This window comes from Nocardioides sp. Root140, assembly GCF_001426745.1.
Lineage (GTDB): Bacteria > Actinomycetota > Actinomycetes > Propionibacteriales > Nocardioidaceae > Nocardioides.
The window spans coordinates 583,812-600,659 of record NZ_LMFI01000010.1 but is presented as its reverse complement, the minus strand read 5'-3'; the positions used below and the strand labels follow the sequence as shown (position 1 = coordinate 600,659).

The window sequence follows — 16,848 nt, the reverse complement described above, 5'->3', positions numbered from 1 at the left end:
TTGGCGCCACGAAGGACTCGAGGGGTCGGGAAGCGGAGACACACGTTGCACCAGATGTTGGACGCGATCACCGGCGTGACCCTGTCCGGGGTGTTCGACCTGGGCGCCCTCGCGCGCGGCCGCAGCTATGCCGCCCAGGGCATGGTGCTCGACTTCGAGGTGAACGAGATCGGCGAGATGATCGAGATCGTCGGCCGGGTCGCCGGCAACGAGGCGAGTCCCTACTCCGTCGCCGTGCTCATCACGCCACCGGCCGTCTCGCCGAGGGTGTCGTCCGACTGCAGCTGCTTCGTGGGAGTCAACTGCAAGCATGCGGTCGCCCTGTTCCTCGCCGTCCGTGAGTCCGTGGCCCGGGTCCCACCGTTGCCCTCGACGCCGACCTGGCGCCGCGACCTCGACGCCCTGCTCGACGACCTCGAGGACACCCCGCCCGAACCCGCGCGCCGCCCCGGGCTGGCGTTGCGGTTCAACCTGCCGCGACCGTCCCGGAGCCGGTACGCCGGGCACCTTCCGCCGGCCGTCACCCTGCGTCCGCTGCGCAAGGGCGCGCGCACGAAGTTCATCAAGACCGGCATCGGCTGGCCGCAGCTGCACTACGCCCACCTCCGCGACGAGTTCGACCCTGAGCAGGTGGCCGTGCTCAGCTCCCTGGCCGCCGCCATCGGCCCGGTCTCCGGCGACAGCGCCCACCTGCGCGACGTCGGCCCGCAGCTGTGGGCCCTGCTCCGTCGGGCCATCGAGGTCGGCGTGCCGTTCATCCCGCACGGCCGGCTCTCGTCGGTCGAGCTGCTGGACGAACCGCTCGACCTGACCGCCGACGTCACTGGCGATCTCACTGGCGACCTCGCTGGCGACCTCACTGGGGCCGAGCAGGGGAGCCGCCTGACGCTCGGGGTCTGGCACGGCGACCGGCTGGTCACCGGAGACTCCGTGCACCTGATCGGTCGACACCCGCACGGCCTGGCCCTGACTGTGCCCACCCAGCCGAACTCCACGGCCCAGGTCCCGATGCAGCGACTCCTGCTGGCGCCGCTGGCCCGGCGCATCCCCGACGCATTGCAGCGCCTCCACGAACGCGGCGGCCTGCTCAACGTGCCGGCAAAGGAGCGTGCAACGTTCGAGCGCGACTACCTCCCGCGGCTGCGCAACAGCCTGCCGATCACGTCGTCCGACGGCTCGATCCCGTTGCCCGACGAGGTGCCGCCGCGCCTGCGGTTGACCGTCGACTGGCGTACGGCGACCGAGGTGGCGGTGCACTGGAGCTGGGTCTACCGCCGCCACGACGAGGAGTGGGTCTTCGACCTCGACAGCCCCGACCCGGCCCGCGCCGTACGCCGACCGGGTGCCGAGGCCCGCGTGCTCGACGACCTGACCCTCGACGAGGTTTCTGGAAACCTGCTGCGCGGGCCCGACGGCGCGCTGGCTGCCCGGCAGGTGCTCGACGACCTGTGGGTGCTGATGTTCGCCGAGGCAGCGCTGCCGGCGCTGCGCGCGGGCGGCCAGGTCGAGATCGTCGAGGTGGGAGCGCGACCCGACTACCGCGAGGCCGTCGGCGAGCCGGAGATCGAGTTCGCGCTGACCGAACCCGAGCCGGGGAGCGAGTCCGACCCCGATCACACCGACTGGCTCGACCTCGAGGTGGTGATCCAGGTCGACGGCGAGCAGGTCCCGCTGCCGTTCGTGCTGGCCGCGCTCACCGCCGGCAAGGAGCGCCTGATCCTCCCCACCGGGCTGCACATCTCGCTCGACCGTCCCGAGTTCGAGCGGCTGGCGAAGCTGGTCGCCGCGGCCGCCGAGATCCAGGACAAGGAGTCGGACGGCGTCCGCGTCGGCCGTCACGACCTGGGCCTGTGGGCCGAGCTGGCAGAGATCGGCATCGTTGACGCGCAGGCCGAGCAGTGGGTGGCCGCGGCGAAGGCGCTCACCCGGCTCGAGGGGCTGCCCGACGTCGAGCCGATCGGGCTCAAGAGTGAGCTGCGCAGCTATCAGCGCGACGGGTTCCGCTGGCTCGTGCAGCTGTGGCAGTCCGGGCTGGGCGGCATCCTCGCCGACGACATGGGCCTCGGCAAGACACTGCAGACCCTCGCCCTGATCGGCCATGCGCGGGCCTCCGGTGTCGCACCCTTCCTCGTCGTCGCACCCACCAGCGTGATGACGGCCTGGGCCCACGAAGCCGCCACGCACACGCCCGGTCTCGACGTACGCATCATCGACGCCTCGGCGGCACGACGCGGCTGCACCCTGGCCGATGCGGTGGCCGGTGCCGACCTGGTGGTCACCTCCTACACGCTGTTCCGTCTCGAGGCCGAGGGGTACGCCGCCCTGCCGTGGGGCGGCCTGGTCCTCGACGAGGCCCAGGCGATCAAGAACCACCAGGGCAAGACCTACCAAGCGGTCCGCAAGCTCGACGTGCCGTTCCGGCTCGCGGTGACCGGCACCCCGTTCGAGAACAGGTTGATGGAGCTGTGGGCCCTGCTGTCGGTGGTGGCGCCCGGCCTCTACCCGTGGCCGCGGCGGTTCACCGACCTGGTGGTCAAGCCGGTCGAGAAGGACGGCGACCAGCAGGCGCTCGACCGGTTCCGCACCCGGATCCGCCCGTTCATCCTGCGGCGCACCAAGGACCTCGTCGCAGCCGACCTGCCGGCCAAGCAGGAGCAGGTGCTCGAGGTGGCGCTCGGCGCGAAGCACCAGCGCATCTATGACACCCACCTGCAGCGCGAACGACAGGCGATCCTCGGGCTGGTCGACGACTTCGACCGCAACCGGGTGGCGATCTTCAGCTCGCTCACCAAGCTGCGCCAGCTCAGCCTCGACGCCGCACTGGTCGACCCCGAGCACGAGGAGGTCGGGTCGGCCAAGCTCGATGCGCTGGTCGAGCACCTCGTCGAGGTCGCCGCCGAGGGCCACCGCGCCCTGGTGTTCAGCCAGTTCACCGGGTTCCTCAAGCGCGCCCGCGCCCGGCTCGAGGAGCAGGGCATCACCACCCGCTACCTCGACGGCGCGACGCGTGACCGGCGCGCCGAGATCGACGGCTTCAAGGAGGGTGACGCCGACGCGTTCCTGATCAGCCTCAAGGCCGGCGGCGTCGGCCTCACCCTGACCGAGGCCGACTACGTCTTCGTCCTCGACCCGTGGTGGAACCCGGCCAGCGAGGCGCAGGCCGTCGACCGGGCACACCGCATCGGGCAACGGCGGCCGGTGATGGTCTACCGGCTGGTCGCGACGGGCACCATCGAGGAGAAGGTGATGGAGCTCAAGGAGCGCAAGGCCGCGCTCTTCGCCTCGGTCTTCGAGGGGGACGCCGCGATGGGCAAGGGCATCGACGCCGACGACGTCAGGTCCCTCTTCGACGACTGAGGTCTGTGGCGCCGCCGGTGTTCACCAGCCCGCGAGGGCTCGCTGGCCAGCCCTTGCGTCACTCGACGTCGGTGATCACCATGTTGATGCCGTTGTCGGGGTGGTAGGACCACTGGTAATGGATCGAACCGTCGTCGGCCTCCTGAACTCCCATCATGGCCGTGGTGCTGTCCATGGAGGCAACAACCGCCTCCGAGGTGTCCAGCTCGAGCAGGATGCAGGCCAGCCCTGCCACGGGTCCGTACTCGCTCTCGGTGGCGACGATCAGGGACATCCCCTCGTCGGCGAGGGTCAACGTCTCGGATTCATCGGCGTTCGAGCAGGCCTCATAGGCGGACTCGAGGTCCGTCTGCGTCGCGGCGACACCCAGGACGGACCCGTCCTTTCCGTCCGTGGGCGACCCGGCATGCGTCTTGTCGTCGAGGACGAGCGCGGCGCCAACACCGCCGCCGACAATGGCCGACGCGACGACGAATGCCAGCACAGCGCGGCCTCGCCTCCTGGTCGAAGCGCTCTGGTCGGCTGGCCCTGGTGCGCCGTACGGCGTGTGGTGCTGGTTCATTTCAACCCCCGTTGTCATGGATGCTGCGGACGGTCTTCACTGTCCGCGTCGGCACTGACAATCGGGGCGATCTGACTAGACCACCTGCCTACCCCAAGATGGCGTCGCGGCCGGCTGATTGAGCAACGCCCTCAGCGGACCTCGAACCCGGCTGCGCCGGTCGGCGTCGCCTCGGTGACCTCGATCCGCTCCACGATCGCCCGCCTGGGCCCGGTGCTGAGCCAGCGGACCATCGCTGCCACGGAGGCAGTCGTTCCCTCGACGTGGGCCCGCACCGTGCCGTCGTACTCGTTGCTCACCCAGCCCGTGACGCCGCGGGCGATCGCCTCCTGCTGGCAGGTCGCGCGGAAGAACACTCCCTGGACGCGCCCGTGCACGACGACGTCGCGGGCGTAGCGCTCGACAGCCATGTCTCCATCGTGCCGCGCGGCGAGCGGCTCGGCCACCAGCGGGCACCGTGTGGCCAGTGGCGGCTCAGACTCCCACCCAGCCCCGTCGGCAGGCCTCGTGGCCGAGCTGGAACCGGGTCACCACCTGAGCCCGGTCCATCAGCTGGTGGACGCGTCGTTGCACGGTGCGCAGCGAGATGCCGAGCTGCCCGCCGATCGCCTGGTCGGTCAGCCCGGCCAGCAGCAGGGTGAGGATGCGCGCGTCGACCTCGTCGATGCGTGACGAGGCGAGCTCCTCGATGCCGGCGTCGGTGGGCATCACTTCGTTCGCGCTGCCCCAGACCAGGTCGAAGAGGTGCAGGAGTGCGTCGAGCAGTCCGCTGCGGTGGACCAGCAGGGCACCACCGCCACTGTTGGTGGCTGTCGGCGCGAGGGGCAGCAACGCGAGCTGGCGATCCGCGACGACCAGGCGCAGGGGGAGGGTGTCGGTGACGCGGATGAGCTCGCCGGCTCGGGCGGACTCGGCGACGAGGTCGAGGAAGCCGGGCTTCTCGAAGGCCACCCGCTCCACGACCACGCGATACGTCACGCCTCGCGACAGGGCCACCTCCTCGTCGACGTTCTCCTCCGCGGACACGACGGCCACGGTCGACTTCACCAACGCCAGCACCTCCTCGCTGGCACCCCGCTGCAGCTGGGCGAAGCGCTGGGCGACCGCCTGCTCGCCACGCACGACGTCGATCACGTCGGTGTCGGTGCGGTCCGCGATGCTGCCGCGGTACTGCTCGGTGAGCGCCCCGAGCTCGAGCTTCGCGCGCCGGATGTCCTCCTGCCGCTGCACGATCAGCGACCCGATGGCCAGGTCCGGGGGAGACGCGACGAAGTGGCCCTGCGCGGAGGTCGACCGGGCCACCAGGCCCTTGTGCTCCAGGGAGTCGAGCGCCTCGATCAGCGGCGCGACCTCGGTGCCCATGGCAGCGGCCAGCGCCTCCGCCGACCCCGACGGCAGTTCCACCAGTCGGCGATAGGCGCCTTCTTCGATCGCGTTGAGTCCGAGCACGTCGAGCATCGTGCCTCCGATGGAGTGGGCGGAACCGGGGAGCTGCTGGCGGGCACGCGTCATGGCACTTCTCCGCCATGGCGCACGGTACTCCACCGTGGCATGTTCATGCCTACCCCACAGTCCCACTCGGAAGGGCACACCATGTCCAGATCCACTCGCTCGGCAGTCGGCGGTCTCACCGCCACGGTGGTCGCCACCGCACTGCTGACCACGGCCCCGTCGTACGCCGACGAACCAGCCCCGACTCCTGGCGCACCGGCCACCGCCACCGGCAGCTCCCACGTCGTCACGTTGATCACCGGCGACGTCGTCACCGTCACCGACACGGGCCAGGGACCGGGCACCGCCTCGGTCCGGCGGGCACCCGGCAACACCGGCGGCATCCAGATCCAGTCGGTCGGCAAGGACCTGCACGTCGTGCCCGACGAGGCGCTGCCGTTCCTCGCCTCCGGCCGGCTCGACGCGGACCTGTTCAACGTGACCGACCTGATCGAGCAGGGCTACGACGACGCCTCGGTCACGAAGATCCCGCTGATCGTGCAGTACCGCGCCGGCCTGCGCAGCCAGCCGGCCACCCCGAAGTACGCCGACCGCGGGCCTGCGCTGGAGAGCATCCACGGCGCGGCCATGGCCGCCAGCAAGTCGAAGGCCGAGAAGTTCTGGGACGGCGTCACCGCCTCGCAGGCGCGGTCCGGGCCGTCCGGCCAGTTCGCCGCCGGCATCGCGAAGATCCACCTCGATGAGAAGGTCGAGGCCAGCCTGGTCGAGAGCGTGGAGCAGATCGGAGCCCCCGAGGCCTGGGCCCAGGGCCGCAAGGGCGAGGGTGTCACCGTCGCGGTGCTCGACACGGGCATCGACGAGACGCACCCCGACTTCGCCGGCCAGATCGCCACGACCAGGAGCTTCGTCCCCGGCGAGACCGTCGAGGACGTCAACGGTCACGGGACCCATGTGGCCTCGACCGTCGCCGGCACCGGAGCTGCAGCCGGCGGCACGGAGAAGGGCGTGGCCCCCGAGGCCGACCTCGCGGTCGGCAAGGTGCTCAGCGACTCCGGCTCCGGCGCCGCCTCCTGGATCATCGAGGGGATGGAGTGGGGCGCCGCCAACGCCGACGTCGTCAGCATGAGCCTGGGCAGCACCGAGCCCAGCGACGGCACCGACCCGATGGCCCTGGCCGTCGACGAGCTCAGCGAGAGCACCGGCGCCCTGTTCGTGATCGCGGCCGGCAACTACGGGCGGGTCAGCGGCATCGGTTCGCCCGGCGCGGCCGAGTCCGCACTGACCGTCGGCGCCGTCGACAACCAGGACGAGCGCGCCTACTTCCAGGACATGGGCCCGCGCCTGGGCGACGCCGTCGTCAAGCCCGAGATCGTCGCACCCGGCGTCGACATCCTCGCCGCCCGCGCGGCGAAGACCTCCGGCACCGGTTCCTACAAGTCGATCAGCGGCACGTCGATGGCGACCCCGCACGTCGCCGGTGCCGCAGCACTGCTCGTTCAGGAGCACCCCGACTGGACCGCTGCCCAGCTCAAGGACGCGCTGGTCAGCACCGCGAAGCCGCTCGAGGGCGAGACGGCGTACCAGGTCGGCGGCGGTCGACTCGACGTGCCGGCCGCGGTCTTCGGCGACATCGTCGCCACCGCCACGCGCGAGCTCGGCTACTACGCCTGGCCACACGGCGACGACGCCCCGGCCACCCGCACGATCACCTACACCAACCTCGGGGACACCGTGGTCACCCTCGACCTCGCCGCACATGTCACGGACCAGGACCTGGCCGCGGCGCCCGAGGGCCTGGTCACTCTCTCCGCCGCGCAGGTCACCGTGCCCGCGAAGGGCACCGCAGAGGTGACCGTGACGGCAACGCCGAACCTCGGTGCCGGCGGCAAGAACTACTCCGGAACGGTCACCGCGAGCCTCGCCGGCGAGCAGGTGGCCCAGACCGCGGTCGGCCTGGTCAAGGAGGAAGAGCGCTACAACCTCGACGTGAACGCGGTCGACCGCTCGGGAGATCCGGCCGGCGGATACGTCACGCTCTACCGCTACGGCGACCAGTTCGTCAGCACGCTCGCCATCGACCCGGCCACCGGCACGGTCGCGTCACAGCGGCTCCTGCCCGGCGTCTACACCGTCACCAGCTGGCTGCCGGTGGACGGCGACGAGGGTGTGGCGCTGGTCGGCAACCCGCACCTGGTCATCGGGGGCGACACCCAGCTCACCCTCGACGCACGTGACGCAAACCCCCTCACCGCGCGCACCCCGAAGGAGAGCGTCGACACCTACCGGCGTCCGGGCTACTTCCACGACTCCGGGATCGGTGGCCAGTACGCCTCGTTCGTCAACCAGTACGACGTGCCCGGCAACGTCGACGACGTGTACGCCGCACCCACCGGCCAGGTCGCCGGCGGGGAGTACGAGTTCCTCACCCGCTGGCGCAAGACCGCCCCGCTGCTGTCGATGACGGTGGACGGCGCGCCCCTGCACCCGCTCGTGCATCCGACCGCGAAGCGTTGGGACGGCACGGCCAAGCTCTCCGCGGTGCACGTCGGCAGCGGAACCCCCGCCGACTATGCCGGCATCGACGCGCGCGGCAAGGCCGTCCTGGTCACCCGTGACGACACGGTCGACCCGGCCACCCGTGCGCAGGCCGCGCAGGATGCCGGCGCCCGGATGCTGGTGCTGGTCAACGACCGGCCCGGCGAGGTCTGGGAGTGGGCCGGCGGCACCGACCTGCCGGTGGTCACCCTGACCGCCGCCGAGGGCCGACCGCTCATCGCGGCACTCGACCGTGGCCGCAAGGTGCGGATCGACGTGACCGGCACCGAGGCTCCGCCGTACCTCTACGACCTGGTCAAGGCGTACGGCGGTGCGATCCCCGAGGACCTGTCCTACGCACCCGCCCTGAGCGACCTCGCCACGGTGACGAACAGGTTCGTCGGCCCGAAGGGCACCCTCGCGTTCGACTCCCGGGCGGACTGCCGTTCGTGGAACTGGCCGCCCTGCCTGCAGGTGGGCGAGCCGGTCCACCTGGGCACCACCCGCGTCGACTACGTCTCCACGGAGAAGGGCACCGAGTGGTACACCTCCGCCCAGCACCCGGCCGGTTGGGGCCTGCGCGGCAACCGGCTCAGCTACCGGCCGGGCGCACGGGTCACGGCGTCCTGGTTCGACCCGGTGGCCCGGCCGCGGGTCGGCGAGGGCTACTGGCACCCGCGACGCTCCGGTGACTTCTTCGCGGTGAACGTGCCGACGACGAGCAGCGGGAGCCAGGGCTACACCGGGAGTATGGAGGACGACTCGACGGTGCAGACCACGCTGTTGCAGAACGGCGAGGAAGTCGACACCAGCCCGTTCCAGGCGATCCAGACCACGGTGCCCACCACCGCGGACTGGGCCGACTACCGGTTCGAGATGGAGACCGCCCGCTCGGGTGAGACGTGGACGACCTCCACTCGCACCACCACGGCCTGGGACTTCCGGGCCCGCACCGGTGACACCGAAGGCTGGACGTACCTGCCGCTGGTGCAGGCCGACTACCTGCTCGACACCGACCTGCAGGGCGCGGTGAAGTCGGGTCGTCGCGCAATCGGCATCGAGGCGTTCCACCTCGACGACGTCGAGGGCGCCGGCAAGGTCGACGCGGCCACGTTGAAGGTCTCCTACGACGACGGAGCGACCTGGTCGCCCGTCAAGCTGAAGGGCTCGGGCGGTTCCTGGACCGGGACGCTGAACGTGCCGAAAAGGGCCGACTTCGCGTCCTTCCGCATCACCGCCACGGACGACGCCGGCAACGGCATCGACCAGGAGGTGATCCGCGCGGTGATCGTTCGCTGATCCCGCTCCCGGTCGACGGCCGGCGTCCACCCTGGGGGGTGTGGCGTCGGCCGTCGCTGCGACTGGTGCGCTGCGGGCTTGCGCAACGGCCTGGTGTGCGGCGCGCACTGTCGTCGTGTGCGGCCCGCGCCGGCGAAGACTGTCGACAACTACGGCAGTTCGGGCCCGTTGCGGCTCGACGGAGCGTGAGCAGCGGTCGTCGTACGACGAACTGCCGTAGTTGTCGACACGACCCCTCGATCGCCCGGGCCCGAGTGGCTACCAGCGGGCGTTGGCCAGCACCGGAATCGCAGCCCGGGCGCGGTCCACCTCGGCGAGGTCGAGGTCCACCACGAGCAGCCCCGGCTCCGCACCGAGCTCGTCGACGACCGTGCCCCAAGGTGAGACGACGGCACTGTGCCCGATCCCGGTCGGCGCGGTGGAGCCCGGGTCGGCGTCGGCCGGCAGCGCCTGGTCGACGGCCACCACGAAGCTCGTCGAGTCCAGCGCCCGCGCGCTGGTGAGCAGCTGCCACTGCTCGACCTTGCCGTCACCGGCTCCCCAGGACGCGCAGATCACGACTGCCTGCGCACCCTGGCGGGCCAGCTCGGTGAACAGGCCCGGGAACCGTACGTCGTAGCAGGTGGCCAGCCCGATCGTCGCTCCCGCGATCTTGACGACGACGGGGGAGGAGCCGGGTGCGACGGAGTCGGACTCGGCGAAGCCGAAGGCGTCGAAGAGGTGGACCTTGTCGTACGACGCCTCGACGTCGGGCCCAGTGACCAGCAACGTGTTGCGGACCCGTTCGCCGTCGGCGGGCGTGAACATGCCGGCGACCACGGTGACGCCGTGCTCTGCAGCGATCTCCCGCACCCGCTCCGCCCACGGCCCGTCGAGGCCCTCCGCGACCGGATGCAGCGGGTTGCCGAACGAGCGCATCATCGCCTCGGGGAAGACGACCAGCTCGGCTCCCTGACGTGCTGCCTGCGCTGACGTCCGGGCGATGAGTGCGAGGTTGGCCTCGAGGTCCGCGCTGCTGCTGACCTGGGCAAGGGCGACTCTCATGACAGATCCCGTTTCCGGCGTGACTCTGCACGCCTGTTGTATACATTGTGTTCGTGACTACTGGGGAAGAACGACGATCCGGCCGCGAACGCGCCCTCGACTACCTGCGCACCGTGGTGCTGAGTGACCCGACCGTCGAAGGTCAGTTCATCAACGAGCAGGCGATCGCGACTGAGGTCGGGGTCTCCCGCACGCCGGTCCGCGAGGCGCTGCTGATCCTGTCGTCCGAGGGGCTGCTCCAGCTGGTGCCGCAGAAGGGCGGCTACGTCCCGCCCCTGTCGTCGCGGGAGATCCGCGAGCTGATGCAGCTGCGTGGGGTGATTGAGCGCCATGCGGCCGACACCCTCAAGTCGGGGGCCGAGACCGCCGAGGTGATGCAGGCGGTTCTCGACGAGCAACGCGCTCTCGTAGCCGACGCCGGCAGCACCGGCCGCGAGTTCATCGACCTCGACCGCAAGTTCCACCAGGTCCTGGTCGACGCGGCCGGCAGCTCCCTGCTCTCCCGGACGTACGACGGACTGCGTGAACGCCAGGTGCGCGTCGGAGTCGCGGCCCTCGACGCTGAGCGCGAACGCCGCAGCTCGGTCTGCACCGAGCACGACGCGATCGTGAAGGCCGTGCGCAGCGGTAAGGCTGCCGCTGCGCACAAGGCCATCAACGCCCATCTCGAGAAGACCCTGGCTGCACTGCTCTCGGCCTGACCTCCGTCACACCGGCGCTGGCGACGGGGCCGGGGTCGGCTCGGCGAGCAGTGCCTCGTCCTCGGCGAAGTCGGGGTTGCGGCCCAGGAGCAGGCCGATGATCGTGAGGACGCCAGCCACGGCGACGTACGCCGCGGGGGCCTGCCAGCCACCGGAGACGTCGAGCAGCCAGGTGAACGCCAACGGCGCGAGTGCGCCGCCGAAGACACCGGCGATCGTGTAGGCCAGCGACGAACCCGTGTAGCGAAGGCGCGGCGAGAACTGCTCGATCACGAACGCGGCCTGCGGGCCGTACATGAACGAGTGGATGCCCAGTCCGACCACCACGCAGGCGATCAGGGCGGCGGGGGAGCCGTTCTCGATGAAGAGGAAGAACAGCACCGGCCACAGTGAGGCGAGGGCGGCGGCGATCCCGTAGACCAGGCGCCGGTTGTAGCGGTCGGAGAGCGCGCCGGCGAAGGGGATCAGGAAGAGCTGGAAGCCCGAGGCGACCAGGACCGCGGTGAGCACCTGCCCCTTGGAGAGGTCGAGCTGGGTGGTGCCGTAGGTGATCGTGAAGACCGTCATCAGGGCGTAGAGGATGTCGGGCGCCAGGCGCGACATGATCGCGGAGATCAGCGGCCGCAGCTCGGTCGTGAAGACCTCCTTCACGGGTGCGGTCGGGCGGTCCTCCTTCTCGGAGAGCGCCTTGAAGATGGGGGTGTCCTCGAGCTTCAGGCGGATCCACAGGCCGAAGGCGACCAGCGCCGCCGACATCAGGAAGGCCACCCGCCAACCCCAGGACAGGAACTGGTCCTCGGTGAGCATCGCGGTGAGCAGGAAGAGCATGCCGTTGGCCATCAGGTTGCCGGCCGGGGGACCGATCTGCGCCGCCGAGGCCCAGAGCCCTCGCTTCTCGGGGGTGCCGAACTCGCTGGACAGGAGGACAGCTCCGCCCCACTCGCCGCCGACGCCGACGCCCTGGGCGAAGCGCAGCAGCACGAGGATTGTCGGCGCGGCCACGCCGATGCTGGTGTACGTCGGCAGCAGGCCGATCAGGAACGTGGCGACACCGATCAGCACCAGCGTGATGACCAGGACCTTCTTGCGGCCGATCTTGTCGCCGAGCCGGCCGAAGACGATGCCGCCGATCGGTCGCGAGACGTAGCCGACGGCGTACGTCGAGAACGACAGCAGGGCGCCGGTCAGGGGGTCGTTGTTCGGGAAGAAGAGCTGGGGGAAGACCAGTGCGGCTGCGGCCGAGTAGACCGCGAAGTCGTACCACTCCAGGGACGTCCCGGCCAGGCTGGCGGCGTACGCCTTGGCCAGGGAGCGCCGGTCGACCTCGAGGTCTCCGGCGCGGAATGTCGTCGGTGAGTCGTTCATGGGAAGAGCCTCCTGTGTTGTCTGCCTCACATACTTCCTGTATACATTTCATATACGCAACCCCTTGAGTCCAACTTTTTCCAACTCACCGGAGGCCCCCATGACCACTCTGACCTTTGAGGTCGCCGACCGCGCTCCCGTCCAGGTGACGATCAGCCAGCTGCTCAATGCCGGGTACGCCGGGCGTGACCAGGGCAAGGTGCAGGCCCACATCGACGAGCTCGCCGAGCTCGGTGTGCCGGCTCCGTCGACGACGCCGACGCTCTACCCGGTCTCCCCGTACCTCGCCCGGCAGGCGAGCGAGGTCGACGTCCAGCACGCCAGGACCTCCGGTGAAGCCGAGTGGGCGCTGGTGATCACCGACGACGACGTGCTGCTCACCGTCGCCTGCGACCACACCGACCGTGATCTCGAGGTGCACGGCGTCGCGTGGAGCAAGAACGCCGGCCCGGACGTCCTCGGCAACCAGGCGTGGCGCCTTGCCGACGTGGCCGACCACCTCGACGACGTGCGTCTGCGTGGCTGGGTCGGTGAGGGTGACGACCGACGCCTGATCCAGGACGGAACGCTCGGCGACCTGCTCACGCCGGACTACTGGCTCGAGGTGCTCCGCGACCGCGGCCTGCACCGCCCCGGCACCGTGCTGCTCTCCGGCACCGTGCAGATGATCGAGGGCGTCGACCAGTTCGCCGAGCGCTGGGAGGTCGAGCTTTCCGACGAGGTCACCGGTCGCGCGATCTCACAGGCGTACGACGTCCGTGCGATGGCCCAGCCGATCGGCTGAGCCGAGCCGGTTCGGCCGGCGGTTCGGGTCAGGGGGAGAGGGTCGACTTGATCTCGGTCTTCAGCACCTTGCCGACCTTCGACCGGGGCAGGTCGGGCCAGACCTCGACCTGCTTGGGCGCCTTCACGCTGCCGATCCGCTCCTTCACGAACGCGGTCAGCTCGGCCGGGTCGACCGTGTGCCCGGGCTGGGGTTGCACGACCGCGACCACCCGCTCGCCCCACTTCTCGTCGGGCAGGCCGATCACGCCGCAGTCCTGTACGTCGGGGTGTGCGAGGACGGCCTGCTCGACCTCGGTGGAGTAGACGTTGAACCCGCCGGTGATGATCATGTCCTTCGCGCGGTCGACGATGTGCAGGAAGCCCTCGTCGTCGACGAAGCCGATGTCGCCGGTGTGGTGCCAGCCGTGCGCCGACGCCTCGGCCGTCGCGTCCGGGTTCTTGTAGTAGCCGGCCATCACCAGCGAGCCGCGCACGCAGATCTCGCCGGACTCGCCCTGCCGGAGCTGGCGGCCGGAGTCGTCGAGGATCGCCACGGTGACCAGCGGGGCCGGGCGTCCCGCGGCGGAGAGTCGCTCGGTCGCCACCGATCCGTCGGGTCTGAAGTGGTCGGCCGGCGGCATCATCGCGATCATCATCGGCGCCTCGGTCTGTCCGAACAACTGCGCCATCACGGGTCCGATCCGGGTCAGCGCCTCCTCGAGTCGAGTCGCGGACATCGGTGCGGCGCCGTACCAGAAGCACTCCAGTGACGAGAGGTCCGTCGTGTCGAGGTCGGGGTGGGCGAGCACCATGTAGATCAGGGTCGGCGGCAGGAAGGTGTGCGTCACCCTGTGCCGCTCGACCAGGGACAGGAACCCGCCGACGTCGGGCGCCCGCATGATCACCACCTCGCCGCCGCTGGCCAGCACCGGGAAGGTGAGCACACCGGCGGCGTGGGTCAACGGGGCCAGCGCGAGGTAGACCGGTCGGCCGGTGAACGGGTAGCCCATCAGCGTGAGTGCCGTCATCGTCTCGAGGTTGTGGTCGGTCAGCATCACGCCCTTGGGGCGGCCGGTGGTGCCGCCGGTGCCGACGATCATCGCGAGGTCGTCGGCACCGGCGGGTCTGGTGGGTTCGCTCGTGGCGGCATCCAGGAATGCCTGCCAGGACAGGGCTCCCGGCACCTTGCCGTCGAGGCAGACCAGGGTCTTCAGCTGCGGCAGGTCGTGCCGGATCGCCTCGACCAGTGGCGCGAACGACTCCTGGAAGACCAGGGCCACGCAGTCGAAGAGCTCGAGCAGCTCCCGGTTCTCCGCGGCCTCGTTGCGCGGGTTGATCGGGCACCACACCGCACCGGCCCGGCTGATCCCGAAGACGCAGGTGAACGCGATCGGGTCGTTGGCCGACAGGATCGCCACCTTGTCGCCGGGCTCGACGCCGTACGCCGACAACGCCGAGGCCACCCGGTCGGACAACCCCTGCACCTCGGCGTACGACAAGGACTCGCCATCGGTGGTCAGGCACGGCCGGTCCGGCCCGAGCGACGCGCCCTTGTCGAGGTAGTCCACCAGTCGCATCAGCGCAGGACCGTCAGCTGTGGCTCCGCGACCAGGCCGAAGGAGCGGAGGACGCCGAGCAGCTCGCGGTGGCCGAACGCCTGGCAGCCCGAGGCGAACCCGACCTGCTTCGGCGGGGTCTGCAGCAGGGAGTACGCGGCGTACGCCTGCAGCAGCCCGGTCTGCTTGTAGTTGCTGTTGCCGTGGATCACGCAGTGCGCGCGACCCAACGGCCCGGAGGCGTGCACGGAGTCGAGGGACTTGTTGACCCGCGGGTTCTCGCGCGGCGGCATCTCGTTCATCACCTGGGCGGCGGTCGCGGTCAGCGCGGCGTCGCGGTCGGCGTCGTTCATGTCCTTGGTGGCCTCGAGGGCGGCCGCGACGATCTGGGGTACGCCGTTCATCAGCGCCGCGTTGAAGACGCCGCCCTGCGCCTTCACGTTGGCCACCCGCGGATCGCGCTTGAACCACACCGGGTGCGACGTACCGCCCCAGGGTAGGGAGAGGGCGAGCTCGTGCTGGCCCGGTACGACGAGCGGCACGAGGCCCTGGCCGGGATCGAAGGCGACGTACTGGTTCTGCTCGAGGTAGTGCGCCGCGGACGTGGCGGCGTTGACCAGGATCGTGCGGGTCGAGGCGATCGTCGGGCTGCCACCCCAGAAGACCGCGATGTCGAGGGTGTCGAGCCCGGGCGTCTCGAGGCAGAGCTGGGCGGCGATCTCGCCGGTGGTGTACATCTGGGCGAGGCCGGGGGAGAGCAGGAGACCGGCGGCGGCGAAGTCGGCGCCGTACTGCTCTTCGCAGGTGATCAGCCAGTCCTGCTCGCCTGTGGTGTCGGTGTAGTGGACGCCGGCAGCCAGGCTGGCCTCGACCACCTCGGGGCCGTGGACGCTGAACGGGCCGACCGTGTTGAGCACGACCTGCGCGCCCTGGAAGAGCTTGGTCAGCGACTCGACGTCGTGGTCGACGGTCTGCACCTCGTAGTCGGCGGTCTCGATGCCGGCGACGTTGCTGCCCATTGACGACTCGAGCTTGTCCTGGCTGCGGCCGGCGGCGACGAAGGGGACGTTGTACTCGCGGAGGTACTCGCAGACGAGTCGGCCGGTGTAGCCGGATGCGCCGTAGACGATGACGGGCTTGTCACTCATGGGGATGCCTTTCGGGACGTGCTTTCGGGAGGGGGAGGGAGCTGGGTGAGAGGGCAGTGGGTGATGGGCGCTGTCACATGCCCATGCCGCCGTCGACCGGCAGGCCGGCCCCGGTGACGAAGCGGGCAGCGTCGGAGGCGAGGAAGACGACGGCGTCGGCCATGTCGCCGACCTCGCCGAGGCGACCGGCGGGGGTGAGCTCGATGACCGCGCCCACTGCTTCTTCCGGCGAGCCGAAGAGGCCCAGCGCTGCGACGTCGTTGGCCAGTCCGGCACCCATTGCGGTGGGCACGAGGCCGGGGTAGATGCAGTTGACGCGTACGCCGGCGCCGAGCTTGCCGGCCTCCATCGCGGCCACCCGGGTGAGCCGGTCGACCGCGGACTTCGTCGCGGAGTAGACCGAGATGCCCGGGAAGGCGATGGTCGCCGCGACGGACGAGATGTTGATGATGCTGCCGCCGTTGCCGGCCGCGCCGCCGGGACGCATGGTGCGCAGCCCGTGCTTGAGGCCGAGGGCGGTGCCGAGCACGTTGACCTCGAGCATGCGGCGTACGGCGTCGGGGTCGAGCTCGGTGATCAGGCTGGTGATCTCGATGCCCGCGTTGTTGACCAGGATGTCGAGCCCGTCGAGCGTCGAGACGGTCTCGGCGACCGCCGCCTCCCAGCTGGCCTCGTCGGTCACGTCGAGCCGGACGAAGCCGTGCCCGTCGCCGAGTGCCTTGGCCACCGCTTGGCCGGACTCCTCCTGGAGGTCGCCGATCATCACCTTCGCGCCCGCTGCCGCGAGCGCCTGCGCCATGCCCTCGCCGAGTCCCTGGGCACCTCCGGTCACCAGGGCTGTGCGCCCGGTCAGGTCGAACACGCTCATCTGTTGCTCCTTCGCGAGAGGGGTGGTGTGGCTCAGGTCACACGCTCCTCATTCTCTTGACAACTGTCAAGAGTTTCGCGGAGAGAGGTCAGGATTTCCCCCATTTGGTCGTCGTCCGGCCCCCGGTCCAGCCAGGAGCGCTCGCCCGTCGGTCTGGATGTGGGCGCGCGCGGGAAGGTCGCCCATCACAGTGACC

General features: G+C 70.3%; 12 protein-coding genes. 4 read left to right on the top strand and 8 right to left on the bottom strand.

What is annotated here, in order from left to right; genetic code table 11:
- Window positions 1-54 precede the first annotated feature (54 nt).
- Window positions 55-3,357: a DEAD/DEAH box helicase gene (locus ASD30_RS13250; protein WP_056682020.1), complete on the top strand. Its 3,303-nt coding sequence runs from the start codon at window positions 55-57 to the stop codon at window positions 3,355-3,357.
- A gap of 58 nt (window positions 3,358-3,415) precedes the next feature.
- On the opposite strand, the gene ASD30_RS13245 is transcribed toward ASD30_RS13250, so the two are convergent.
- The 3 genes from ASD30_RS13245 to ASD30_RS13235 all read right to left on the bottom strand — a co-directional run bounded on the left by ASD30_RS13245 (window position 3,416) and on the right by ASD30_RS13235 (window position 5,431).
- Entirely contained in the window at window positions 3,416-3,841 is a 426-nt protein-coding gene (locus tag ASD30_RS13245) for a hypothetical protein (RefSeq protein ID WP_056682017.1), read from the bottom strand.
- Window positions 3,842-4,050: 209 nt separating this feature from the next.
- A complete protein-coding gene (locus ASD30_RS13240) occupies window positions 4,051-4,329 on the bottom strand; it encodes an acylphosphatase (protein ID WP_056682014.1) in 279 nt (92 codons plus the stop codon).
- A gap of 64 nt (window positions 4,330-4,393) precedes the next feature.
- On the bottom strand, window positions 4,394-5,431 hold the full coding sequence (locus ASD30_RS13235; protein WP_056682011.1) for a helix-turn-helix domain-containing protein: 1,038 nt from the start codon (window positions 5,429-5,431) through the stop codon (window positions 4,394-4,396).
- Between the two features lie 81 nt (window positions 5,432-5,512).
- Between ASD30_RS13235 and ASD30_RS13230 the strand changes: the two genes are divergently transcribed.
- Window positions 5,513-9,205, top strand: coding sequence for a S8 family serine peptidase (locus tag ASD30_RS13230; protein ID WP_056682008.1), 3,693 nt, complete (start codon window positions 5,513-5,515; stop codon window positions 9,203-9,205).
- Between the two features lie 258 nt (window positions 9,206-9,463).
- Here ASD30_RS13230 and ASD30_RS13225 read toward each other — a convergent pair whose 3' ends face one another.
- Window positions 9,464-10,249 carry a carbon-nitrogen hydrolase family protein gene (locus tag ASD30_RS13225; protein WP_056682004.1) on the bottom strand — a complete coding sequence of 262 codons (786 nt, stop codon included), beginning with the start codon at window positions 10,247-10,249 and terminating at the stop codon, window positions 9,464-9,466.
- 53 nt (window positions 10,250-10,302) lie between these two features.
- Between ASD30_RS13225 and ASD30_RS13220 the strand changes: the two genes are divergently transcribed.
- A complete protein-coding gene (locus ASD30_RS13220; RefSeq protein ID WP_056684933.1) occupies window positions 10,303-10,950 on the top strand; it encodes a GntR family transcriptional regulator in 648 nt (215 codons plus the stop codon).
- A 6-nt stretch (window positions 10,951-10,956) separates the two neighbouring features.
- On the opposite strand, the gene ASD30_RS13215 is transcribed toward ASD30_RS13220, so the two are convergent.
- A complete protein-coding gene (locus tag ASD30_RS13215) occupies window positions 10,957-12,315 on the bottom strand; it encodes an MFS transporter (protein WP_056682001.1) in 1,359 nt (452 codons plus the stop codon).
- Window positions 12,316-12,415: 100 nt separating this feature from the next.
- Between ASD30_RS13215 and ASD30_RS13210 the strand changes: the two genes are divergently transcribed.
- On the top strand, window positions 12,416-13,099 hold the full coding sequence (locus tag ASD30_RS13210; protein ID WP_056681998.1) for a DUF2848 domain-containing protein: 684 nt from the start codon (window positions 12,416-12,418) through the stop codon (window positions 13,097-13,099).
- A 28-nt stretch (window positions 13,100-13,127) separates the two neighbouring features.
- Here ASD30_RS13210 and ASD30_RS13205 read toward each other — a convergent pair whose 3' ends face one another.
- The 3 genes from ASD30_RS13205 to ASD30_RS13195 all read right to left on the bottom strand — a co-directional run bounded on the left by ASD30_RS13205 (window position 13,128) and on the right by ASD30_RS13195 (window position 16,652).
- Entirely contained in the window at window positions 13,128-14,657 is a 1,530-nt protein-coding gene (locus tag ASD30_RS13205; protein ID WP_056681995.1) for an acyl-CoA synthetase, read from the bottom strand.
- Complete coding sequence (locus tag ASD30_RS13200; protein WP_056681994.1) at window positions 14,657-15,784, bottom strand: DUF5938 domain-containing protein; 1,128 nt, start codon at window positions 15,782-15,784, stop codon at window positions 14,657-14,659. Before ASD30_RS13200 ends, ASD30_RS13205 begins: the two co-directional genes overlap by 1 nt.
- A gap of 73 nt (window positions 15,785-15,857) precedes the next feature.
- Window positions 15,858-16,652: an SDR family NAD(P)-dependent oxidoreductase gene (locus ASD30_RS13195; protein WP_056681991.1), complete on the bottom strand. Its 795-nt coding sequence runs from the start codon at window positions 16,650-16,652 to the stop codon at window positions 15,858-15,860.
- Window positions 16,653-16,848 lie beyond the last annotated feature (196 nt).